A 23,443-nucleotide genomic window follows, 5' to 3' on the forward strand; every position below is an offset into this window, starting at 1 on the left:
AGATATGGCGCTCGTGGTCCTTTGCGTATACTGCGCAGATGTTTTCCCCAACGGCTTTGCGTCCGCGGTACGCCAAATGGCTGATCGCAACCGGACTCTTCCTGATGCTCAACGGCTGTGTTGATAAACCCAACACGCTGGAGCGCGTAAAGGAGGATGGCGTGCTGCGGGTGGTTACCCGAAACAGCCCCGCCACCTACTTTCAGGATCGCAACGGTGAAACCGGCTTCGAATACGAGCTGGTGAAGCGCTTCGCCGACGATCTGGGGGTCGAACTCAAAATCGAAACCGCCGACAACCTCGACGACCTGTTCAATCAGGTGGGCCAACCCAACGGCCCGGTGATCGCGGCGGCCGGCCTGGTCAGCAGTGAAGCGCGCAAGAAGCAGGTACGGTTTTCCCATTCCTACCTGGAAGTGACGCCGCAGGTCATCTATCGCAAAGGCCAGTCGCGGCCGACCGATGCCAAGGATCTGGTCGGCAAGAAGATCATGGTGCTCAAGGGCAGCACCCACGCCGGGCAACTGGCGGAGCTCAAACAGAAATTTCCCGGCATTGAATACGAAGAGTCCGACGCGGTTGAAGTCGTTGACCTGCTGCGCATGGTGGATGAGGGCCAGATCGATCTGACGCTGGTCGACTCCAACGAAGTCGCGATGAACCAGGTCTACTTCAGCAACATACAGGTCGCCTTTGACCTGGGTGACGCCAGCAACCAGAGCTGGGCCGTGGCCGCCGGCGACGACAACAGCCTGCTCAACGAGATCAATACCTACCTCGACAAGGTGCAGAAGAACGGCACCCTGCAACGCTTGAAAGACCGCTACTACGGGCACGTCGATGTGCTGGGCTACGTGGGCGCCACCACCTTCGCGCAGCACTTGCAGCAGCGGCTGCCCAAGTACGAGCAGCACTTCAAGAATTACGCCAAGAAAGAGAAAGTCGACTGGCGCCTGCTGGCAGCGGTCGGTTACCAGGAATCCCTGTGGCAAGCGGCCGTCACCTCGAAAACCGGCGTGCGCGGCCTGATGATGCTGACCCAGAACACCGCACAGGCCATGGGCGTGTCCAATCGCCTCGATCCCAAGCAAAGCATCATGGGCGGCGCCAAGTATCTGGCCTACATGAAGGAGCAGCTGGACGAATCGATTCAGGAGCCGGATCGCACGTGGTTTGCACTGGCGGCCTACAACGTCGGCAGCGGTCACCTGGATGACGCGCGCAAACTGGCGGCGAAGGAAGGGTTGAACCCGGACAAATGGCTGGACGTGAAGAAGATCCTGCCGCGTCTGTCCGAAAAGAAGTGGTACAGCAAAACCCGTTACGGCTACGCCCGCGGCGGCGAGCCGGTGCATTTCGTGGCGAACATCCGTCGCTACTACGACATCCTGACCTGGGTAACGCAGCCGCAGCTTGAGGGCAATCAGGTCGCCGAGGGCAATCTGCATGTGCCGGGGGTCGACAAGACCAAGCCGAACCAGGAAACCCCACAGCTTTAACAGCCACCCCCAATCCATTGTGGGAGCGAGCCTGCTCGCGAATGCGTTGTGTCAGTCGACATGATTTTGACTGATACACCGCTTTCGCGAGCAGGCTCGCTCCCACAGGGTTTTGTGTTTAGGCTTTTGCGGCGGCGAGAATCAGGGCTTTCATCTCGGACACCGCCGACTTGAACCCGACAAACAACGCGTGCGCCACTAGCGCATGGCCGATGTTCAGTTCGTTGATGCCCTTGATCGCCGCGACCGCTTCGACGTTGTGATAGTGCAAACCGTGGCCGGCATTGACGATCAACCCTTGGGCCAGACCAAACGCCACGCCATCCGCCACACGCTTGAGTTCTTCAGCCACATCCGCCGGCGTTTCCGCATCGGCGTAACGACCGGTGTGCAATTCAATGGCCGGAGCACCCACACGCCGGGACGCCTCGATCTGTCGCTCATCCGCGTCGATGAACAGCGACACTTCACAGCCGATTTTCGCCAGGCGATCCACAGCAGCCTTGATCCGCGCTTCCTGCCCCGCGACATCCAGACCGCCTTCGGTGGTCAGTTCCTGACGGGTTTCCGGTACCAGGCAAATGTGGGCCGGGCGGATGCGTTCGGCGAACAGCATCATTTCTTCGGTAACGCCCATTTCGAAGTTCATGCGGGTTTGCAGCACATCCTTGAGCAGCAGCACGTCGCGCTCCTGAATGTGCCGACGGTCTTCGCGCAGGTGCACAGTGATGCCGTCAGCGCCCGCCTCTTCCGCGTCCAGTGCAGCCTTGACCGGATCCGGATAGCGCGTGCCCCGGGCCTGACGCAGGGTGGCAACGTGGTCGATGTTCACGCCAAGAAGAATGCGATTGCTGGTGGTCACGGAAGCGCTCCTGAAGAGGGGAAAGTTCGGTGCACAGCATACGGGGAGACTACGGCTTTCGGAACAGCTCGCGACTGACTAAAGGACGACCGCCCAAGTGAACCGCCAGCGCCTGGCGCATCAGACGCTTGGCGGCGGACAATGCGCCGGGGGCAGACCAGTCGGCCTCGGCCATGGCCAGTAACTCGGTGCCGTTGAACAGACCGGGCTGCAGCAGATAGACCTGCTCAAGTCCGGCGTCCACCTGCAAACGGTACAGACCGTCGGGGGCGATCGGCTCGCCGTGAATGTCGACGCTTAACGCAAAACCGTAACCGAGATCGCTGAGCAAGCGCCATTCGAAGGACCGCAGCAAGGGTTCCAGCGGACGGCCCTCAGCCAGCGCAAGCAAGGTCGCGGCGTAGTGATCGAAGACGCCAGGGTGCGGGTCTTCGGAAGGCAGCAGACGAATCAGCAGTTCATTGAGGTAGAGACCGCTGAACAGCGCCTCGCCGATGAGCCAGGTAGAAGTCCCGGCACTTTCCATGCGCCCTACATTCTTCAACTCGCCCCGCCCGCGGAACTCGACTTCCAGCGGCACGAACGGCCGCGCCAGCGTCCCCGCCTTGCCCCGCGCACTGCGCAACACCGCCCGCAGCCGACCTTGCGGCGTGAGGAAATCCACCAGGGCGCCGGTTTCGCGGTAGGCGCGGGAGTGGAGGACGTAGGCGGGTTGGCCGATGGGTGCAGTGGTCGACATGGTGATGAATGTACCTGTCAGGGAATGCAAAAAGATCGCAGCCTTCGGCAGCTCCTACAGGTGTACACCAAACTCTGTAGGAGCTGCCGAAGGCTGCGATCTTTTGACCTTTGAATCTTTTACAAATCGCCGTAACCCAGCGAGCGCAGTGCGCGCTCGTCGTCGGACCAGCCGCCCTTCACCTTGACCCAGAGGTTGAGCATGATCTTGGAGTCGAACAGCAGCTCCATGTCCTTGCGCGCCTCGGTGCCGATGCGCTTGATGCGCTCGCCCTTGTCGCCAATGATGATTTTCTTCTGACCGTCACGCTCGACGAGGATCAAGGCATGGATGTGCAGGGTTTTGCCCTGCTGCTTGAACTCTTCGATTTCCACGGTGATCTGGTACGGCAGCTCGGCGCCCATCTGGCGCATGATTTTCTCGCGCACCAGTTCAGCGGCGAGGAAGCGGCTGCTGCGGTCGGTGATCTGGTCTTCCGGGAAGAAGTGATCGTTTTCCGGCAGATAACCGGCAATCACCCGCTCCAGCGCTTCGAGGTTGTGCCCGTGCTGGGCCGAGATCGGCATGATCTGCGCGTTCGGCAGCTGTTCCTGCAACCAGGACAGGTGCGGCATCAGCTCGGCCTTGTCTTCGATGCGGTCGGTCTTGTTCAGCGCCACGATCAGCGGGCCGGTCACGTACTGGACGCGCTCGAGGACCATCTGGTCTTCGTCGGTCCACTTGGTGCGGTCAACCACGAAGATCACCACGTCGACGTCTTTCAACGCCGCCGAAGCGGTCTTGTTCATGTAGCGGTTCAGTGCCTTTTCGCCGCCCTTGTGCATGCCCGGGGTGTCGACGTAGATCGCCTGGACGGCACCTTCGGTCTTGATGCCCAGCATGTTGTGACGGGTGGTTTGCGGCTTGCGCGAGGTGATCGCCAGCTTCTGACCCAGGATGTGGTTCAGCAGCGTGGACTTGCCCACGTTGGGACGGCCGACGATGGCAACATAGCCACAGCGAGTTGCGTTTGTATCAGTCATTGCCATTCTCCACACCCAGGGCAATCAGTGCTGCGGCGGCCGCTACCTGTTCGGCAATACGACGACTCACACCCTGACCTCGGCTTTTTTCGTTCAATAAGGTGATTTCACATTCGACGAAGAACGTCCGGCAATGCGGCTCACCCTGGATATCCACCACTTCGTAACGCGGCAGCTCACAACCACGCGATTGCAGGAATTCCTGCAGGCGGGTTTTCGGATCTTTGTTGGTGTCGACCAGCGTCAGGCCTTCGAACTCACCGGCCAGCCAGGCCAGCACGCGCTCGCGCGCCATGTCCATGCCGGCGTCCAGGTAGATCGCACCGATCAGCGCTTCCAGGGCATCGGCCAGAATCGACTCGCGACGGAAACCGCCGCTTTTCAATTCGCCGGAACCCAGACGCAAGTATTCGCCCAGATCGAAACCACGGGCCAGTACGGCCAGGGTCTCACCTTTCACCAGCCGTGCACGCAAACGCGACAACTGGCCTTCGCGGGCCAGCGGGAAGCGATCGAACAGCGCCTCGCCGGCCACGAAGTTGAGGATGGCATCACCGAGGAATTCCAGGCGTTCGTTGTTGCGCCCGGCAAAGCTGCGGTGAGTCAGGGCCAGGACCATCAGTTCCTGATCCTTGAAGGTGTAGCCGAGCTGACGCTCTAGACGGCTTAAGGAAACGCTCACGGTTTACCCACGCTGAGTTCGTGGCTGGATTCCACCGCCATCGCCGTGATACGGCGCAGGCTTGGGACAATTAACGCTGTGTTCAAAAATTACATCCTGAATATCATTGTTTTCATGCGTCTGGACGCCGATTGTGCCGGTTCCAGAAATGCATTCGGCGCTGTGTTCAACAGCGCCGTGTGTGATTACTTGATCAGGCCAACCCGCGAGAAATTCGGCAGGTGACTGAGTTTGGGTTCCGGCCAGCTCATCCAGACTGCGAAGGCCTTGCCGACGATATTCTTGTCGGGAACCATGCCCAGCAGATCCTTGGGAATACTCGGATCATCCCAGTAGCGACTGTCGTTCGAGTTGTCGCGGTTGTCGCCCATCATGAAATAGTGCCCGGCGGGCACGGTCCATGAACGATCCGGCGTGGCGCGATAGCGGCTCATTTCCTTGCGGATCAAATGCTCGGCGGCACCGAGTTTTTCCTTGTAGAGCTCAGCGCTGCCCAAGGTGCCCGGCTCGGAGCCGACCAGTTGCTCGGCGATCGATTCACCGTTGACGAACAGACGCTTGTCGGCGGTGTAGCGAATCTGGTCACCCGGCAGGCCGACCACACGCTTGATGTAGTTGACGTTCGGGTCGCTCGGGTAGCGGAACACCATCACATCGCCGCGCAGCGGATCACCGACTTCGATGACTTTCTTGTCGATCACCGGCAAGCGGATCCCGTAGGAAAACTTGTTCACCAGAATGAAGTCGCCGACGTCCAGGGTTGGCTTCATCGAGCCGGACGGAATCTGGAACGGTTCCACCAGGAACGAACGCAGCACCAGCACGATGAACAACACCGGGAAGAACGATTTGCCGTATTCGACCAGCAGCGGCTCTTTGTTCAGCTTCTCGACCACCATCCCGTCAGGCTGGCTGACGCTGCCCTGATAAGAAGAGATGGCAGCACGCCGACGCGGTGCCAGGATCAACAGATCGAGCAACGCCAACAGGCCGCAGACAAATACGGCGATGACCAGCAACAGCGGGAAATTTAGTGACATAGGACCTAACTATCCAACCTGAGCACCGCAAGGAAGGCTTCTTGTGGAATTTCCACGTTGCCGACTTGCTTCATGCGTTTTTTACCGGCCTTCTGCTTTTCAAGCAGCTTTTTCTTACGGCTCACGTCGCCACCGTAGCATTTGGCCAATACGTTCTTTCTGAGTGCCTTGACCGAGGTTCGCGCAATGATCTGCCCGCCAATGGCGGCCTGGATCGCGACGTCGAACATCTGACGCGGAATCAGTTCTTTCATCTTCTCGGTCAACTGGCGACCTTTGTAGTGCGCGTTATCCTTGTGCACGATCAGCGCCAGGGCGTCGACCTTGTCACCGTTGATCAGCACATCCAGTTTCACCAGATTAGCCGATTGATAACGATCGAAATGGTAATCCAGCGAAGCATAGCCGCGACTGGTGGACTTCAGGCGATCGAAGAAGTCCAGGACCACTTCGTTCATCGGCAGATCGTAGGTCACCTGGACCTGCGTACCGAGGAACAGCATGTCGTGCTGCACGCCACGCTTTTCGATGCACAGGGTAATCACGTTACCCAGGTGCTCTTGCGGCACAAGAATATTGGCCCGCACGATCGGTTCGCGCATGTCCTCGATCGAGGACAGGTCTGGAAGCTTCGACGGGTTATCGACGTAAATCGTTTCACCGGTTTTCAGCAGCAGCTCGAAAATTACCGTCGGCGCCGTGGTAATCAGGTCCAGGTCGTACTCGCGCTCCAGGCGCTCCTGGATGATTTCCATGTGCAGCATGCCGAGGAACCCGCAACGGAAGCCGAAGCCCAGCGCATCGGAGCTTTCCGGGGTGTACTGCAGCGACGAATCGTTGAGCGTGAGCTTTTGCAGGGCTTCACGGAAGTCTTCGAAGTCGTCGGAGCTGACCGGGAACAGACCGGCGTAAACCTGCGGCTGAATGCGTTTGAAACCGGGCAGCACGTCAACGTCGGGGGTGGAGCTCAAGGTCAGGGTGTCACCGACCGGTGCACCGTGAATGTCCTTGATACCGGCGATGATGAAGCCCACTTCGCCGGCCTTCAGGTCAACGGTAGCGGTGTGTTTCGGGTTGAACACACCAACGCTGTCCACCAGGTGGATCTTGCCGGTGGACTTGACCAGAATCTTGTCGCCCTTCTTCACGCGGCCGTGGCGCACGCGGACCAGGGAGACAACGCCCAGGTAGTTGTCGAACCAGGAGTCGATGATCAACGCTTGCAGCGGATCTTCGTAGTTGCCGGTTGGCGCAGGAATGGTCTGCACCAGACGCTCGAGCACTTCGTCGACGCCCAGACCGGTCTTGGCACTGCACTCGACCGCATCGGTAGCGTCGATGCCGATGATTTTTTCGATTTCTTCTTTGACCCGGTCCGGATCGGCCTGTGGCAGGTCGATCTTGTTCAGGACCGGCATGACTTCCAGGCCCTGTTCGATGGCCGTGTAGCAGTTGGCAACCGACTGCGCTTCAACGCCCTGACCGGCATCGACCACCAGCAACGCGCCTTCACAGGCCGCCAGCGACCGGCTGACTTCGTAGGTGAAGTCAACGTGGCCCGGGGTGTCAATGAAGTTCAGCTGATACTTGATGCCATCGCGCGCGGTGTAATAGAGGGTGACGCTGTGGGCCTTGATGGTGATCCCGCGCTCACGTTCCAGGTCCATGGAGTCCAGCACCTGGGCTTCCATTTCGCGCTCGGCCAGGCCGCCGCACATCTGGATGAAACGGTCGGCCAGCGTCGACTTGCCATGGTCAATGTGGGCGATGATGGAGAAATTGCGGATATGACTCAAATCACTCACGGATCAACACTCAAAAAGGCTGCAGGCATAGCCCGCCGAAAAATAGCCGGGAATTGTACCTGATCCACGGCGCAAGCGTCACGTGCGCAGGTCGGACGGTGCCTACAAAAAACGCCCCGGTCTTGCGACAGGGGCGTTTTTGGCGACTTCGATGAAAGCCGGCTTGTGTAAATTATCCGGCTCGGCGCAGCAGGAAGACACCCGCCAGGGCGCACACACCCGCCGGCACCAGCACCGCGAACAGCGGCGAAAAACCGAAAACCAGACTCGAAGGCCCCAGCAGATCCTGGACAATACGGAAGGTGAACCCCACCAGCACGCCAGTGAACACGCGCTGACCGAGGGTAACCGAGCGCAGTGGGCCGAAGATGAAGGAGATCGCCATCAGTACCAGCGCGGCAGTGACCAGCGGTTGCAACACCTTGACCCAAAATGCCAGCCAGTAACGACCGTTGTTCAGGCCCTGATCGGCCAGGTAGTGGATGTAGCCCCACAGACCGGTGATCGACAGCGAATCGGGCGACATGACCACGGTGCTCAACAGTTGCGGGCTCAACGCCACGTCCCAGCGCTCGTCCGCCGCGGTCACCACTTCGGTGCTCTTTTCATGGAACAGCGTGGTGGTGACATCGCTCAACTGCCAGTGATCCGTGTCGAATTCCGCACGTTTGGCGAAGCTCGAAGACAGCATGTGGCGCTGATCGTCGAAGCGGTAACGGGTCACGCCGTACAGCAAACCGTTGGGCTGCACCGAGTTGACGTGGATGAACTCCTCACCCTGACGGTGCCACAAGCCATGCTTGGCGCTTTGCGCATCGCCGCTGCCCTGCGCCAGCGAGCGGTTGGCCTGAGCCGTGCTTTCGGTTGCCGGCGCGACGTACTCGCCAATCAACAGCCCCGCCACCATCAACACCAGCATCGGTTTCATGACGGCCCAGACGATCCGCCCGACCGACACGCCCGCCGCGCGCATGATGGTCAGCTCGCTGTGGCTGGCCAGGCTGCCGAGGCCGATCAGGCAACCGATCAGTGCCGCCATCGGCAACATGTCGTAGAGACGACGCGGCGCCGTCAGCAACACGTAACTCAAGACATCGACCATGGTGTAGGTGTCGCTGACATCGCCCATCTCGTCGATGAACGCGAAAAGAGTGGCCAGACCGAGAATGATCCCCAGTACCGCCAGGATCGCGACGAAAACGCTGCTACCGATGTAGCGATCGAGCTTAACCACGGGCCACCTCCAGCGCGCTGCGGCGACTCGCCATCTTCAAGCGCAACGGCTCCCAGTAGAGCAAGCCCAGGCCGATGACCAGGAAAATTGCATGAACCCACCACAGGCCAAGCGCGGGCGGAATCTTGCCCTTTTCGAGGGCGCCGCGAGCGGCAATCAGGATGCTCAGGTAAGCCATATAAAGAAGAATCGCCGGCAGCAGCTTGAGAAAACGGCCCTGGCGCGGATTGACCCGCGACAGCGGCACCGCCATCAAGGTCACGATAAACACCAGCAAAGGCAAGGACAGGCGCCATTGCAGCTCGGTGCGGGAACGGATGTCATCACTGCCCAGCAACGAGCGGGTGGTCATCGCATCGCGGTCGGTGACTTCGTCGCTGACGTCCGGCTTGGGCAACAGCACGCCGTACTCTTCGTATTTGATCGCACGGTAGTCGGCCTGCCCCGGATTACCGTCGTAGCGATAGCCGTTGTCGAGAATCAGGTAGCGGTTACCGTCGGGACGGATTTCCTGACGGCCCTTCTCGGCCACCAGCACGGAAATCCCGCGATCCTTCTTTTCGGAAGAGATGTTTTTTTGCGAAATAAACACGCCACCGAGGTGGATACGGTCATCCGTCAGCGTTTCGGTGTAGGTCACCCGGGTGCCGTCGCGCAGGGCCTGGAAGCGGCCCGGTTCGAGGGTATCGAATTCAGTCAGGGCGTCCTGCTTGTTCAACAGCAGCTGAAACTGATTCGCCCCTTGCGGCGCCAGGCTCAGGCTCAACCACGCTACCACCAGCGCCACGAGGGTGGCCGGGAACAGGGTCCAGACAAACAGGCGCTGCTGACTCATGCCGGTGGCGGAAAGCACGGTCATTTCGCTTTCAAGGTACAGCCGGCCGTACGCCAGCAGGATCCCGAGAAACAGGCCCAGCGGCAGGATCAACTGCAGGAAGCCCGGCAGACGAAAGCCCATGATCAGAAACAGCGAGCCCGGATCCAGAAGGCCGGCAGCCGCCTGGGCGAGGTATTTGATGAAGCGTCCGCTCATGATGATGACCAGTAGCACGGCACTGACGGCGCTCAGGGTCAACAGGACTTCGCGGGATAGGTAACGGAAGACGATCAAACCAGACACTCCAGGGTTGTCAGGCTAAGGCGGCCAAACAAGCAAACGTATCAGGCAGCCCGCAAGACAGAGCCGCCGAAAAAAGTTGGCGCATTATCCTGTGATTGGGTGCGCCTGTCACTGCGCAATGCGCTGGAGCAAGGCCAGGTAGGAACGAGCCTGCTCGCGATGGTCGCCAACGATAACGCGGGGAGCCTGACACCCCTTGGCGCTCTCAGGTTCTTCGCGAGCAGGCTCGCTCCTACAGGTATTCGCCAGCCATTGTAGGAGCGAGCCTGCTCGCGATGGTCGCCAACGATAACGCGGGGAGCCTGACACCCCTTGGCGCTCTCAGGTTCTTCGCGAGCAGGCTCGCTCCTACAGGTATTCGCCAGCCATTGTAGGAGCGAGCTTGCTCGCGATGGTCGCCAACGATGACGCGGGGAGCCTGACACCCCTTGGCGCTCTCAGGTTCTTCGCGAGCAGGCTCGCTCCTACAGGTATTCGCCAGCCATTGTAGGAGCTAGCTTGCTCGCGATGGTCGTCAACGATGACGCGGGGAGCCTGACACCCCTTGGCGCTCTCAGGTTCTTCGCGAGCGAGCTCGCTCCTACAATGGTCGAGGCAACCATGAAGATCGTACAACCGAGGGTTGTCAGGCGCCGGTAGCGAGGTTCAAACTGCGGCCTTTGTCGCAAGCTGTGACTTTGCGTCTTTCTATATATAAGCGGGCTCGAGCGAATGCCGTCGAGCCATTGCGTGTTGACTCACCATTCAGGGACCCGGACATGGAACTGGTTGTAAAAAGCGTTAACCCGGAAACGTTGAAGACCGCCACGCTGGTGGTCGCCGTCAGCGAAGGCCGCAAGCTCGGCGCCGTGGCCCGGCAACTCGACGTATTGAGCGGTGGCGCCATCAGCGCTGTGCTCAAGCGCGGCGATCTGGCCGGCAAGGTCGGCCAGAGCCTGGTGCTGCACAGCCTGCCGAACCTCAAAGCCGAGCGCGTGTTGCTGGTCGGCGTGGGCAAGGACGAAGAGCTGGGTGACCGCCCGTTCCGCAAAATCATCGCCGGCGTCCTCAACACCCTGAAAGGTTTGGGCGGCAGCGATGCCGTACTGGCGCTGGACGAAGTGATCGTCAAGGGCCGGGACAGCTACGGCAAGACGCGCCTGCTGGCTGAAACCCTGGTGGATGGCGAATACACGTTCGATCAGTTCAAGAGCCAGAAAGCCGAGCCTCGCGCCCTGAAGAAAATCACCCTGGTGACCATCAAGGCCGCCCAGGCTGAAGTCGAGCGCGCCGTGGCCCACGCCACCGCCATCGCCAACGGCATGGCGTTCACTCGCGACCTGGGCAACCTGCCACCGAACATCTGCCACCCGACGTTCCTCGGCGAACAAGCCAAGGGCCTGGGCAAGGAATTCAAGAGCCTGAAAGTCGAAGTCCTCGATGAGAAGAAGATCAAGGACCTGGGCATGGGCTCGTTCTACGCCGTTGGCCAGGGCAGCGCCCAGCCGCCGCGCCTGATCGTCATGCAATACAACGGCGGCAAGAAATCCGAGAAGCCGTACGCATTGGTCGGCAAGGGCATTACCTTCGACACCGGCGGCATCAGCCTGAAGCCGGGCGCCGGCATGGATGAAATGAAGTACGACATGGGCGGCGCTGCCAGCGTGTTCGGCACCCTGCGTGCCGTGCTCGAACTGAAGCTGCCGATCAATCTGGTGTGCATTCTGGCCTGCGCCGAGAACATGCCGAGCGGCAACGCATCGCGTCCGGGCGACATCGTCACCACCATGAGCGGCCAGACCGTGGAAATCCTCAACACCGACGCCGAAGGCCGTCTGGTGCTGTGCGACGCCCTGACCTACTCCGAGCGCTTCAAGCCACAAGCCGTGATCGACATCGCGACCCTGACCGGCGCCTGCGTGGTTGCACTGGGCTCTCATACCTCCGGCCTGCTGGGCAACAACGACGAGTTGATCGACCAACTGCTGAGCGCCGGCAAGGCTGCCGACGACCGCGCCTGGCAACTGCCGCTGTTCGATGAGTATCAAGAGCAGCTGGACAGTCCGTTCGCCGACATCGCCAACATTGGCGGCCCGAAAGCCGGCACCATCACCGCTGCCTGCTTCCTGTCGCGCTTCACCAAAAACCTCAACTGGGCGCACCTGGACATCGCCGGCACGGCCTGGACCAGCGGCGGCAAGGACAAGGGCGCCACTGGCCGTCCAGTTCCCCTGCTGACTCAGTACCTGCTGGACCGCGCAAAAGCCTAAACATCGCTTCACTGCCGACTGTAGGAGCGAGCTTGCTCGCGAAAAACTCAAGATCGCCGCGATTAACCTGGTTTCCCGCGTCATCGTTGACGACCTTCGCGAGCAATCGAGCGTCGACCGGCTGCTCCTACAGACTCCGCAGAAGTTGATTCCAGGAACCTGCAATGACCAAAGTCGACTTCTATATCCTGCCCAGCGCCGATCCTTCGGCGCGGCTGGATTTCGCCTGCAAACTCACGGAAAAAGCCTGGCGCATGGGCCACCGCATCTACCTGCATTGCAGCGATGCCGCCCAGCGCGATGAGCTCGATGCACGCTTGTGGGCCTTCAAAGGTGAAAGCTTCGTACCCCACGGTCCCGCCGAAAGCGAGCCGGACAGCTTGATCGTCCTGGGTCTGGGCGATGACTGCGGTCAACATCAGGACCTGCTGGTCAACCTTGACCTGAAAGTCCCGACCTTCGCCAAACAATTCGCCCGCGTGGCGGAAGTGGTGGTGGAAGATCCGGCGATACGCACGGCTGCGCGGGAGAGTTTTCGCTTCTACCGCGAACAGGGCTATCCTCTGCAAGATCACCGTTTACAGCGACTCTGAGCATTCTGATGGACACTCCAAAACCGCTGCAAAAGTCCGCGCACCTGCTGGATGACCTTGAGTCGATCCGCCAACTGCTCGGCGATGACAACCTGCAACCGCCGCTGTTGACCGACACGGTCGAGGACGGCGATCAGGAACAGATTCCGATGTTGTTCGACACGGTCAGCGCCAGCCAGCCTACCGTCGAACCGACACCACACGCCTGCGCCACCCACCCGGCACCCACCGCCAGCAAGGGCCCCGACGACCTGCTGCACCTGGACAGCGAACTGCGTGCCGCCGCGCAACTGATCATGCAAGACGTGATCGACGACTTCGCCCCGCACATCGAAACCGAAATCAAACGTCGCCTCAGCGCACGGCTTGAGCGATTGCTTAGCCAGTACAACGACTGAACCACCTGCGGGGCCGAGCCTTTGTGGTGAGGGGATTTATCCCCGCTCGGCTGCGAAGCAGTCGCCAATCCTGTAGATACTTTACGGATGAAATGCTGGGGCTGCTTCGCAGCCCAACGGGGATAAATCCCCTCGCCACAGATAAATCCCCTCACCAGCCCCACAATTTGCCCCTGTCCCCCCATCCGCACCCGCTCGCCCTATCCCCCATGCCCCGCTATACTCGTCGGCTTTTCCTGAATTACTGCCAATAGGGTCCCGCCGCGCATGGACAAGACCTACCAGCCGCACGCCATTGAAACTTCCTGGTACAACACCTGGGAGTCCGAGAATTACTTCGCCCCGCAAGGCGCGGGCGAGTCCTACACCATCATGATCCCGCCGCCGAACGTCACCGGCAGCCTGCACATGGGTCACGGTTTCAACAACGCGATCATGGACGCCCTGATCCGTTTCCGCCGCATGCAGGGCCGCAACACCCTGTGGCAGCCGGGCACCGACCACGCCGGTATCGCCACGCAGATGCTGGTAGAGCGTCAACTCGAAGCCAAAGGCCAGAGCCGCCACGACCTGGGCCGCGAGAAATTTCTCGAGAAAATCTGGGAATGGAAAGATGAATCCGGCGGCAACATCAGCCGTCAGATCCGTCGCCTCGGCTCGTCCGTGGACTGGAGCCGCGAGCGCTTCACCATGGACGACGGCCTCTCGGAAGCCGTTAAAGAAGCCTTCGTGCGCCTGCACGAAGACGGTCTGATCTATCGCGGCAAGCGCCTGGTCAACTGGGACACCAAGTTGCACACGGCGATTTCCGACCTCGAAGTGGAAAACCACGACGAGAAAGGTTTCCTGTGGAACCTGAAATACCCGCTGGCTGACGGCGCCAAAACCGCTGAAGGCAACGACTACCTGATCGTCGCGACCACTCGCCCGGAAACCATGCTCGGCGACTCCGCCGTGGCCGTGAACCCGAACGACGAACGTTACCAGGCCCTGATCGGCAAGTTTGTCGAGCTGCCGCTGGTCGGCCGCCGCATTCCGATCATTGCCGACGATTACTGCGACCCGGAATTCGGCACCGGCTGTGTGAAAATCACCCCGGCCCACGATTTCAACGACTACGAAGTCGGCAAGCGCCACAACCTGCCGCTGCTGAACATCTTCGACAAGAACGCCGCCGTTCTGCCGGCCTGTCAGGTGTTCAACCTCGACGGCACGCTGAACGAGAGCATCGACGGCAAGATCCCGGCCGAATACGTCGGCCTCGACCGCTTCGAAGCGCGCAAGCAGATTGTGGCGGCGTTCGACGCTGCCGGCCTGCTGGTCAGCGTCAACGATCACGCCCTGAAAGTGCCGAAAGGCGACCGTTCCGGGACCATCATCGAGCCGTGGCTGACCGACCAGTGGTACGTGTCGACCAAGCCGTTGGCCGAGCCTGCGATTGCCGCCGTTGAAGACGGCCGCATCCAGTTCGTGCCAAAACAGTACGAAAACATGTACTTCTCGTGGATGCGCGACATTCAGGACTGGTGCATCAGCCGTCAGCTGTGGTGGGGTCACCGGATTCCGGCCTGGTACGACGAGTCGGGCAAAGTCTACGTCGGTCGCGACGAAGCCGAAGTACGGGCCAAGCACAACCTCGGGCCGGACGTTGCGCTGCAACAGGACAACGACGTTCTCGACACCTGGTTCAGTTCCGGCCTGTGGACATTCTCGACGCTGGGCTGGCCTGAGCAGACCGAATTCCTGAAGAAATTCCACTCCACCGACGTGCTGGTGACGGGCTTCGACATCATTTTCTTCTGGGTTGCCCGGATGATCATGCTCACCATGCATTTGGTGAAGAACGAAGACGGCACACCGCAGGTTCCGTTCAAGACCGTTTATGTGCACGGTCTGGTCCGCGATGGCCTCGGCCAGAAGATGTCCAAGTCCAAGGGCAACGTCCTTGACCCGCTGGACATCATCGACGGCATCGAACTGGAAGCGCTGGTGGAAAAACGCACCTCGGGCATGATGCAGCCGAAACTGGCGAAGAAGATCGAGAAGCAGACCCGCGACGAATTCGCCGACGGCATCGCCAGCTACGGCACCGACGCCCTGCGCTTCACCTTCTGCTCGCTGGCGTCCACCGGTCGCGACATCAAGTTCGACATGGGTCGCGTCGAAGGCTATCGCAACTTCTGCAACAAAATCTGGAACGCCGCGCGCTACGTGCTGGACAAGGGCGAAGACTGCGGCCAGAACGGCGAAGCCTATGAGCTGTCGCTGGCGGATCGCTGGATTATCTCGCAGCTGCAACGCACCGAAGCCGAAGTGACCCGTCAACTCGACCAGTTCCGCTTCGACCTCGCGGCGCAAGCCTTGTACGAGTTCATCTGGAACCAGTATTGCGACTGGTACCTGGAGCTTTCCAAGCCTGTGCTGTGGGACGAAAACGCTCCGGTCGAACGCCAGCGCGGCACCCGTCGCACGCTGGTTCGCGTACTGGAAGTCGCGCTGCGTCTGGCGCACCCGTTCATGCCGTTCATCACCGAAGAAATCTGGCAGCGCATCGCGCCGCTGGCCGGCGTCGAAGGCAAGACGATCATGCTGCAGCCTTGGCCAGTGGCCAATGAAGAGCGCATCGACCCGGCCGCCGAGAACGACATCGAGTGGCTCAAGGAACTGATGCTCGGCACGCGCAACATCCGTGGCGAGATGAACATCGGTCCGGGCAAGCCGCTGAACCTGTTCTTGAAAAACGTCAGCGTCGAAGATCAGCGGCGTCTCACCGAGAACGAAGCGCTGCTGAAGAAACTGGCGCGCCTCGAGTCGATCACCGTACTGGCTGCCGGCGAAGAAGCACCGCTGTCCGCCACCGCGCTGGTGGGTGAGATGGAAGTGCTGGTGCCGATGGCCGGCCTGATCGACAAGGACGCCGAACTGGCGCGCCTGGACAAGGAAATCCTGCGCTTGCAGGGTGAAGTCCAGCGTGTGGGCGGCAAGCTGTCCAATGCCGGTTTCGTCGACAAGGCCCCGGCCGAAGTCATCGAGAAAGAACGCGCCAAGCTGGCCGAAGCTGAACAGGCTTTGGGCAAGCTGGCCGAGCAGCATGCGCGGATTGCCAGTTTGTAAGGGTAAATCGCACTGAAAAAGGGAGGCCAGATTGGCCTCCCTTTTTTGTCTCCAAACCCCACAGATCCCCTGTGTAGGAGCTGCCGCAGGCTGCGATCTTTTGCATTTATTTTTTTAAAACAAGATCAAAAGATCGCAGCCTGCGGCAGCTCCTACAGGGGGATTTGCAGTGTTTGTCACAATTGGGTTCACAACGCCTGGATGTGGGACAATACCCGCCACTTTCAGCCATACCCGAATCGATCACACCCATGAACGCCCCTCGCACACCCCGCCCCGCGCGCAAGAAGCCTGATTCCGCCACCCCGGCCAAAGCCGTGGAACCGCGTGAAAAGGCCAGCCTGCACCCGCGCAATCGCCATCAGGGTCGCTACGACTTCCCGGCGCTGATCAAAACCACGCCGGAGCTGGCGAAGTTCGTGATCATCAATCCGTATGGCAAGGAAAGTATCGACTTCGCCAGCCCGGACGCGGTGCGCGTGTTCAACCGGGCGCTGCTGAAATCGTTCTACGGCATCGCCCACTGGGACATTCCGGCAGACTACCTCTGCCCGCCAGTGCCGGGGCGTGCCGATTACGTGCACTTTCTGGCCGACCTGCTGGCCAGCGTCAACGACGGCGAAATCCCGCGTGGCGCGCCGGTCAAGGTGCTCGACATCGGCATGGGCGCCAACTGCGTCTATCCGTTGATCGGTTACAGCGACTACCGCTGGCACTTCCTCGGCTCGGAAATCGACCCGACAGCCGTGGCCGCCGCCAAAGCCATCGTGCAGTCCAATGGCCTGAACAAGGCCATCCAGTTGCGCCAGCAAAGCAATCCCAAGCACATCCTGCTGGGCCTGCTCGAACCCGGCGAACGCTTCGACCTGACCATGTGCAACCCGCCCTTCCATGCTTCGATGGACGAAGCGACCAAGGGCAGCGAGCGCAAATGGCGCGCCCTGGGCCGTGCCGACCCGAAACGCAAGTTGCCGGTGCTGAACTTTGGCGGCCAGTCTGCCGAACTGTGGTGTGAAGGTGGCGAATTGCGGTTTGTGACGCAACTGATCGCCGAGAGCGCGCACTTTCAGCACAAAGTGCTGTGGTTCAGCACCCTGGTCTCGAAAGCCTCAAACCTGCCTTCGATCCAGACCGCGCTGAAAAAGGCCGGCGTGCTGGAAAGCCAGGTGGTGGAAATGTCTCAGGGACAGAAGCAAAGCCGCTTCGTCGCCTGGACCTTCCAGACCAAATCCGAACAACAGGTGTGGCGCGAGCGTTGGGCGCGTAAAAGCTGAGAACACATTAAAAGATCGCAGCCTCCGGCAGCTCCTACAAGGTTTGGGTATTTCCCTGTAGGAGCTGCCGAAGGCTGCGATCTTTTTTTGGCGACGCCGTCGCCAAATAGCAGGCACAAAAAAACCGTGCCCGGATCGCTCCGGAGCACGGTTTTTTTTACTGCGTCTTACTTGTTAACAGCGTCGGTCAGGCCTTTGGCCACAACCAGCTTGATAACTTTCTTGGCAGCGATTTCGATGGCAGCGCCAGTCGAAGGGTTACGGCCAGTACGGGCAGGGCGCTCAGTCACTTTCAGTTTGCCGATACCTGGCAGAGTGATTTCGCCGCCGTTTTCCAGCTGATCGGCAACGATTTGGCCCAGTTGGTCCAGAGCGTTACGCGCGGTGGTTTTTGGCGCGTCGATAGCTTCAGCGATGTCGGCGATCAGTTGGTCTTTAGTAAGAGCCATGTAGTGTTCCTTCCCTATCAAATTCATATGGATTGCAGAGTGCAGTGTCAGCCATCGAGCCCGATCTTCTGGATCTGGCACCCTCGGCCAATAACCACGGGATCGGGGTTATAGATACCGAAATCAGGGTTTGGTTCGACCTGACAAATGCTGAATGCACGCTTAACGCAGTGACTTCGCGTAAGACCGGGCAAAACTAGCACAGCGACGGGGAAATATCCGCCTCTAGCTACCCATTTGGTCAGCTTTATTGCTCTAAAACGGGAAAAAACTGCATAAGCACCGCCCGACACCCCAAAATTGCCTCTACCCCCCCGTAGGAGCTGCCGAAGGCTGCGATCTTTTGATCTTACTTTTAAAAATCAAAGTCAAAAGATCGCAGCCTTCGGCAGCTCCTACAGGAAGACGCGCTACGGTACACTTGGCGCTTTTCGGGAGCCTGCCCTGCTCTCTCCAACCAGCCGCTTCAAACAGCCGAGAAACCCATGCCGATCCGTCATTGCATCGTCCACCTGATCGACAAAAAACCCGACGGCACGCCCGCAGTTCTGCATGCCCGCGACTCTGAACTGGCCGAGTCGAGCGCCATCGAAAACATGCTGGCCGACCTCAACGAGAGCTACAACGCCAAACAAGGCAAGGCCTGGGGGTTTTTCCATGCCGAGTCCGGGGCGCATCCCTTCAGCGGCTGGCTGAAGGAATACCTCGACGGCGGCAAGGATTTCACCGCGTTCAGCCGTGTGGCGGTGGAACACCTGCAGAAGCTGATGGAAGAGTCGAACCTCTCCGTGGGCGGCCACGTGCTGTTTGCGCATTATCAGCAAGGCATGACCGATTACCTGGCAATCGCGCTGCTGCACCACAGTGAAGGCGTTGCAGTGACCGATCAACTGGACGTGACCCCGTCGCGTCACCTGGACCTGGGGCAATTGCACCTGGCGGCGCGGATCAACGTGTCCGAGTGGCAAAACAACAAGCAATCCAGGCAGTACATTTCGTTTATCAAAGGCAAGAACGGCAAAAAGGTCTCGGAGTATTTCCGCGACTTCATCGGTTGCCAGGAAGGGGTCGACGGCCCCGGCGAAACCCGCACCCTGCTCAAAGCCTTCAGCGATTTTGTGGAAAGCGAAGACCTGCCGGAAGAGTCCGCCCGCGAGAAAACCAAGACCCTGGTGGATTACGCCAGCAGCCAGGCCAAACTCGGCGAGCCGATGGGCCTCGAAGAACTCTCGGAGCTGATCGACGAAGAACGCCCGAAAGCCTTCTACGATCACATCCGCAACAAGGACTACGGTTTGTCACCGGAGATCCCGGCAGACAAACGCACCCTGAACCAGTTCCGCCGCTTCACCGGCCGCGCTGAAGGCTTGTCGATCAGTTTCGAAGCGCACCTGCTGGGCTCGAAGATCGAATACGACGAAGAAGCCGGCACGCTGATCATCAAGGGCTTGCCGACGCAGCTGACCGATCAGCTCAAGCGACGCAACTGATGCTCGGCGGCGTGCTGAAGAAATTCCTGCTGATCCTGCTGGTGGTGGTGGTCTATCAGAACTGGGGCAAGATCGAGCGGGTGTTCAACCCATCGCAGGTGGTGTCGGAACAGACCCAGGCCAAGGCCGACGTCGTGCTCTATGCCACTGAATGGTGCGGGTACTGCAAACTGACCCGGCGTTTTCTCGATCAGAAAGGTATTCCGTACAAAGAATTCGATATCGAGAAAGATGCCGAGGCGCGCAAGGCATATGAAGCGCTGGGCGGCGGCGGGATTCCGATCATTGATGTAAACGGAACGTTGATTCGCGGGTATGACCCGGATGCAATCCTCGCAGCCCTGAAATAGCTTTCAGAAACCACACCAACCCTGTGGTGAGGGGATTTATCCCCGTTGGGCTGCGAAGCGGCCCCAAAAAACAGGGACTGCTGCGCAATCCAACGGGGATAAATCCCCTCACCACAGGTTTGTGTTGTGTCAGCGTTTTTCGATACGAAACCCAAACCGCGGAAAGTGCACATGCACCACACCGCCACGTTCGTCTTCTCGGCGCACAATCAATTCTTCGCGACCCGCAAACAACAGCTCTCCTGCCACCGGATCAACACCGTAATCAGTCGCGGCGATGACCACCTGCTGTCCCGCCTCAAAACCATTCGGTTCATCGAACTGCTCATCCGGCAGCGCCGCGGGCGTGGCGTCGCGCGCCACTACCAACGCTTCCTCTGACGTCATCTCGCTGGACGCGCCATGACCGAAGCCCAACACCCGCGCATACCAAGCGGCGACCGCCGGGTATGCATCGACCAACGGCGCAGTCACCGGAGTCGCCTTGAGGAACCACAGACAATGTGCCAAGGCGAAATCGGCAATCGACGGCTCGCCGAACAGGAAGTCCCCCTGCTCGCGCTGAAGCTGTTGCTCCAGACGCGCCATGATCGTCGGCCATTGATGCCGCGCCTGCTCGGCCGACAACTTCGTCGCGCTACCGCCACTGAACAGCCCGGCGCGATCAGCGAGGAACGCTTTGATGGCTTCCGGCGGCAGATGGCCGAAACGCACCGCGACCGATTCCGGCTGAAACACCAGGCTGACAGCGTGCTGGAACACCACCGAATCGGCCCACGCGGCGAAGGTCGCGGCAATCATTTCCTGACCTTCCGGAAAGAACGCCGGTAGCGCTTTTTCCTCCTCCAAACGACGGGCAATCAACGACGTGTCGCAGTAAATATCCGCGCCAATCTGCAACACCGGCGTCTTGCGATAGCCACCGGTCAATGCCGTCAGATCAGGTTTGGGCATCACCGGCGAGATCTTCACCGAGCGCCAGGACAACCCCTTGAAGCCCAGCAACAGGCGGGCCTTCTCGGCGAAGGGGGACGTCGGGTAATGATGAAGAATCAACTCGGACATGCTCGGCTCCGCCGCACGGAAAAGGAATTCGCAGCTTAGCGTGCAAAGCTCGGGCAGCCTACGGGTCTGCCTGATGGGAACTGATCAATCAGATTGATAAGCCCGCAGCAAAGGTCGCCACCAGGCATTCCTTGGCGCTTTTCCTGAGTTTTTTGATCAGGCGCTCCTGGCGCAACGCGTCACTTTTGTCGCGGCAGACTTCGGTGTAAACCAACGCCGTGGCCGGGCTGGAAAGAAAGAAGCGTGCGCCTTTGCCGCTTTGGTGTTTGGCGAAGCGACGTACGGGATCGTCGCTGATCCCGCAGTAAAGCGAGCCATTGGCCGCGCGAACGAGGTAAACGAACCAGGGCTTGCTCACCGGAGAATCGGTGCCGAGAGAATTTTCGCTGGGGTTGCTCACGTGACGATCAAGGCTTGTAGGAAACAAGCCGCGATCTTATCAGCGACTAGCCTGAAATGCCTTCAAGCCCTTCAAGGCCTGGGCGCGGACGGCGTTTCTCACCAGTGGTGTCCAGCCCAGCAACAAGCCTTTGATGCCCAGCGCCTGGCGCGACCAGGTCCATAGATCAAAACTGTCGTGATGCTCGCAGATCTTGCCGTCGCGAAAGACGAAACGCGCCTGAATGTCGTTGACCACGGTGTTGCCGGTCTGGCTGAACAGGTACGTCGCAACCCAATGCGCGCCGCCGGTACGCTCATCGCTGCGCACATCATCGAAGATCAGGGAGAAGTCCTTGGCCCGGGTGGTGAGCATGCGCCACATGTCGCCGGCATCACGACCACGCAGTTCGCCGAACGCCGGATCACTGAATACCACGTCATCGGTGTAGCAGGCGCTCATGGCTTCGGCATCCAGGCGCTGGAACGCCTCGTAGAAACGGCTGATCAAGGCGTTGTGGGCATCACTCATGGGAAAGCTCCGCGGATATCATCAATAGGCCAGCACGATAATCCGCGAGGAAGATAAAGACTATGGGCATTCACCACAAAAATAGGGGGATCGTCGTATCCGTAAGACTATCCGAGTGATGTTTCTTACCTCCAGCAGCATTGTTTAATCCTGCATCCATTCCTTAATTGAAACTTTGCATAATTAAACAACCGTCAACCTGACAACTAAATGCTAAATCCCTAATGGACCATACCGCTCTCCCGAGCGTAGGAAAAAAGATCGACATCTGTAGTAAGCCCCAATCGATGCATGGCCATTTTCTTCTGTTTGCTGATGGTCGACACACTGCGTTTAAAATGACCGGCAATTTCACTGACAGTCATACCGCTGGCGAGCATTCTTACAACTTCGTGCTCTTTTGCTGACAGAGAAGCGGAACTTGATTGTGCCCGTGCGTCTGCCTGAAGCAATAACGTACGTAACGACGCGCTGATAAACAGGTTGCCTTCACTCACTGATTTGATCGCCATTGGCAACTCCATCGCCGACGCGCCTTTGTCGAGAATCGCCATCACGCCGTGAGCCAAAGCCATTCTCAGCGCCGTGACGTTGGAAAACATCGTCACCAGAATAATCGGCATCGTCGGGTAGCTGCGCCGCACCCGGCTGAGCATTTTCAAGCCATCGGCCTGGGCGTTGCCGGGCATGGAAAAATCCGTGATCAAAAGATCACAGGGGGTTGCGCACAGCAGGCTCAAGAGGCTGTCAGGGCCATCGACTTCACCCACGACTACACATGTCCGGTTCAGATCTACGAGCATCCGCAGTCCGATGCGGACTACAGGATGATCGTCAGCGATGATGACGCGCATTGTCGGATTAATCCTGTTTTGTGGTTGGAATGCGCGAAAAATAGCGCCGTCCCGTGCCGACCACAACGACCAATTTCAATCGTAAAATCGCTTGGCTCAGTGTATTCGGGGCCCTGTAACTTATCCTATAAAACAATAAGAACCGCCCTACATTTTTAAGCTACAAGCATTACGCCAATGGACTACTGAAATCGTCACAAACAGACCATTTGTAGTTCACGACAATATTTCACATATCACGCCTTCAATTTTCGTATTAATTGCATTCCCCCCTCCGAGCACGACCTTTAAATTGCGACCTGTCCCTTTACGACAATCTTTCATCAAGGAAGAGCCGACACATGAACAAGCGTTTATCCCTGCTGACGGTCGCATTGCTGCTCAGCAGTGCGTCGTCCGCTTACGCAGCGTCCAGTACGGAGCTAACCGTGACGGGCTTCATCACGCCAATGGCGTGTGAACCAAGCCTGTCCGGTGGCGGTGTTGTTGATTATGCGAAAACCTCCTCCAAGGATCTAAAACCAAACTTGCCTACCCATTTAGGCCAAAAAACGTTGCAGCTAAGTGTTGATTGCAATGCAGCCACAACGTTTGCGCTGGACCTGGCAGATAACAATCCGAACTCAGCTTACCTAACGCATATGTATGGCCTGGGCCGAACCCCAAACGATGAGAGGATCGGGGGCTTCGAAAT

At 59.2% G+C, this 23,443-nt stretch carries 22 protein-coding genes and 1 pseudogene; 10 read left to right on the forward strand and 13 right to left on the reverse strand.

Translation table 11 applies throughout. The features are described from left to right. Positions 1 to 38: 38 nt before the first annotated feature. Positions 39 to 1,499 (forward strand): membrane-bound lytic murein transglycosylase MltF, encoded by a 1,461-nt coding sequence (gene mltF, locus F8N62_RS04890; protein ID WP_150709885.1) that lies wholly within the window; start codon positions 39 to 41, stop codon positions 1,497 to 1,499. A gap of 118 nt (positions 1,500 to 1,617) precedes the next feature. Here the strand turns inward: mltF and pdxJ are convergent, their stop codons facing one another. The 8 genes from pdxJ to lptF form a co-directional block, all read right to left on the reverse strand. Next, entirely contained in the window at positions 1,618 to 2,361 is a 744-nt protein-coding gene (gene pdxJ, locus F8N62_RS04895) for a pyridoxine 5'-phosphate synthase (RefSeq protein ID WP_150709886.1), read from the reverse strand. 49 nt (positions 2,362 to 2,410) lie between these two features. Further along, positions 2,411 to 3,100 (reverse strand): DNA repair protein RecO, encoded by a 690-nt coding sequence (recO, locus tag F8N62_RS04900; protein ID WP_150709887.1) that lies wholly within the window; start codon positions 3,098 to 3,100, stop codon positions 2,411 to 2,413. A gap of 119 nt (positions 3,101 to 3,219) precedes the next feature. After that, entirely contained in the window at positions 3,220 to 4,122 is a 903-nt protein-coding gene (gene era, locus F8N62_RS04905; RefSeq protein WP_027924886.1) for a GTPase Era, read from the reverse strand. Beyond that, positions 4,115 to 4,804, reverse strand: coding sequence for a ribonuclease III (rnc, locus tag F8N62_RS04910; RefSeq protein ID WP_010463056.1), 690 nt, complete (start codon positions 4,802 to 4,804; stop codon positions 4,115 to 4,117). Before rnc ends, era begins: the two co-directional genes overlap by 8 nt. 185 nt (positions 4,805 to 4,989) lie before the next feature. Further along, positions 4,990 to 5,844: a signal peptidase I gene (gene lepB / locus F8N62_RS04915; protein ID WP_150709888.1), complete on the reverse strand. Its 855-nt coding sequence runs from the start codon at positions 5,842 to 5,844 to the stop codon at positions 4,990 to 4,992. A gap of 5 nt (positions 5,845 to 5,849) precedes the next feature. Beyond that, complete coding sequence (gene lepA / locus F8N62_RS04920) at positions 5,850 to 7,649, reverse strand: translation elongation factor 4 (RefSeq protein WP_150709889.1); 1,800 nt, start codon at positions 7,647 to 7,649, stop codon at positions 5,850 to 5,852. Between the two features lie 172 nt (positions 7,650 to 7,821). After that, positions 7,822 to 8,883, reverse strand: coding sequence for an LPS export ABC transporter permease LptG (lptG, locus tag F8N62_RS04925; RefSeq protein WP_150709890.1), 1,062 nt, complete (start codon positions 8,881 to 8,883; stop codon positions 7,822 to 7,824). Next, positions 8,876 to 9,994 (reverse strand): LPS export ABC transporter permease LptF, encoded by a 1,119-nt coding sequence (lptF, locus tag F8N62_RS04930; RefSeq protein ID WP_150709891.1) that lies wholly within the window; start codon positions 9,992 to 9,994, stop codon positions 8,876 to 8,878. The genes lptG and lptF overlap by 8 nt, the downstream gene beginning before the upstream one ends. Positions 9,995 to 10,278: 284 nt before the next feature. Here lptF and F8N62_RS31715 point away from each other — a divergent pair. The 6 genes and pseudogenes from F8N62_RS31715 to rlmF all read left to right on the forward strand — a co-directional run. Next, positions 10,279 to 10,356, forward strand: a pseudogene (locus F8N62_RS31715) (outer membrane lipoprotein carrier protein LolA); the annotation flags it as partial. Between the two features lie 405 nt (positions 10,357 to 10,761). Next, positions 10,762 to 12,252 (forward strand): leucyl aminopeptidase, encoded by a 1,491-nt coding sequence (locus F8N62_RS04935; RefSeq protein WP_150709892.1) that lies wholly within the window; start codon positions 10,762 to 10,764, stop codon positions 12,250 to 12,252. A 164-nt stretch (positions 12,253 to 12,416) separates the two neighbouring features. Then, positions 12,417 to 12,845, forward strand: coding sequence for a DNA polymerase III subunit chi (locus F8N62_RS04940; RefSeq protein WP_150709893.1), 429 nt, complete (start codon positions 12,417 to 12,419; stop codon positions 12,843 to 12,845). 8 nt (positions 12,846 to 12,853) lie between these two features. Beyond that, positions 12,854 to 13,243 (forward strand): DNA polymerase III subunit chi, encoded by a 390-nt coding sequence (locus F8N62_RS04945; protein WP_150709894.1) that lies wholly within the window; start codon positions 12,854 to 12,856, stop codon positions 13,241 to 13,243. A 267-nt stretch (positions 13,244 to 13,510) separates the two neighbouring features. Continuing rightward, positions 13,511 to 16,357, forward strand: a complete 2,847-nt coding sequence (locus F8N62_RS04950) for a valine--tRNA ligase (RefSeq protein WP_150709895.1) — start codon at positions 13,511 to 13,513, stop codon at positions 16,355 to 16,357. A gap of 251 nt (positions 16,358 to 16,608) precedes the next feature. Next, entirely contained in the window at positions 16,609 to 17,631 is a 1,023-nt protein-coding gene (rlmF, locus tag F8N62_RS04960; protein WP_150709896.1) for a 23S rRNA (adenine(1618)-N(6))-methyltransferase RlmF, read from the forward strand. Between the two features lie 167 nt (positions 17,632 to 17,798). Here the strand turns inward: rlmF and F8N62_RS04965 are convergent, their stop codons facing one another. Then, positions 17,799 to 18,080 carry an HU family DNA-binding protein gene (locus F8N62_RS04965; protein ID WP_007905514.1) on the reverse strand — a complete coding sequence of 94 codons (282 nt, stop codon included), beginning with the start codon at positions 18,078 to 18,080 and terminating at the stop codon, positions 17,799 to 17,801. 485 nt (positions 18,081 to 18,565) lie between these two features. Here F8N62_RS04965 and yejK point away from each other — a divergent pair, with 485 nt between their 5' ends. Both yejK and F8N62_RS04980 read left to right on the forward strand, forming a co-directional pair. After that, the gene (gene yejK, locus F8N62_RS04975; protein WP_150709897.1) at positions 18,566 to 19,570 is read left to right on the forward strand and encodes a nucleoid-associated protein YejK; all 1,005 of its coding nucleotides are present in this window, start codon (positions 18,566 to 18,568) and stop codon (positions 19,568 to 19,570) included. Continuing rightward, positions 19,570 to 19,920: a glutaredoxin family protein gene (locus F8N62_RS04980; protein WP_150709898.1), complete on the forward strand. Its 351-nt coding sequence runs from the start codon at positions 19,570 to 19,572 to the stop codon at positions 19,918 to 19,920. The genes yejK and F8N62_RS04980 overlap by 1 nt, the downstream gene beginning before the upstream one ends. A gap of 129 nt (positions 19,921 to 20,049) precedes the next feature. On the opposite strand, the gene F8N62_RS04985 is transcribed toward F8N62_RS04980, so the two are convergent. From F8N62_RS04985 to F8N62_RS05000, 4 genes are all read right to left on the reverse strand, one after another. Beyond that, complete coding sequence (locus F8N62_RS04985) at positions 20,050 to 20,985, reverse strand: glutathione S-transferase family protein (RefSeq protein ID WP_150709899.1); 936 nt, start codon at positions 20,983 to 20,985, stop codon at positions 20,050 to 20,052. Between the two features lie 88 nt (positions 20,986 to 21,073). Further along, positions 21,074 to 21,385 (reverse strand): GIY-YIG nuclease family protein, encoded by a 312-nt coding sequence (locus F8N62_RS04990; protein ID WP_150709900.1) that lies wholly within the window; start codon positions 21,383 to 21,385, stop codon positions 21,074 to 21,076. A 39-nt stretch (positions 21,386 to 21,424) separates the two neighbouring features. Beyond that, entirely contained in the window at positions 21,425 to 21,895 is a 471-nt protein-coding gene (locus tag F8N62_RS04995; RefSeq protein WP_150709901.1) for a nuclear transport factor 2 family protein, read from the reverse strand. Positions 21,896 to 22,116: 221 nt separating this feature from the next. Continuing rightward, the gene (locus tag F8N62_RS05000) at positions 22,117 to 22,749 is read right to left on the reverse strand and encodes a response regulator transcription factor (protein WP_150709902.1); all 633 of its coding nucleotides are present in this window, start codon (positions 22,747 to 22,749) and stop codon (positions 22,117 to 22,119) included. Positions 22,750 to 23,090: 341 nt separating this feature from the next. Here F8N62_RS05000 and F8N62_RS05005 point away from each other — a divergent pair. Then, on the forward strand, positions 23,091 to 23,443 hold a 353-nt coding region (locus F8N62_RS05005; protein ID WP_150709903.1), incomplete at its 3' end, for a DUF1120 domain-containing protein.

Source organism: Pseudomonas fluorescens, from assembly GCF_902497785.1.
GTDB lineage: Bacteria > Pseudomonadota > Gammaproteobacteria > Pseudomonadales > Pseudomonadaceae > Aquipseudomonas > Aquipseudomonas fluorescens_BO.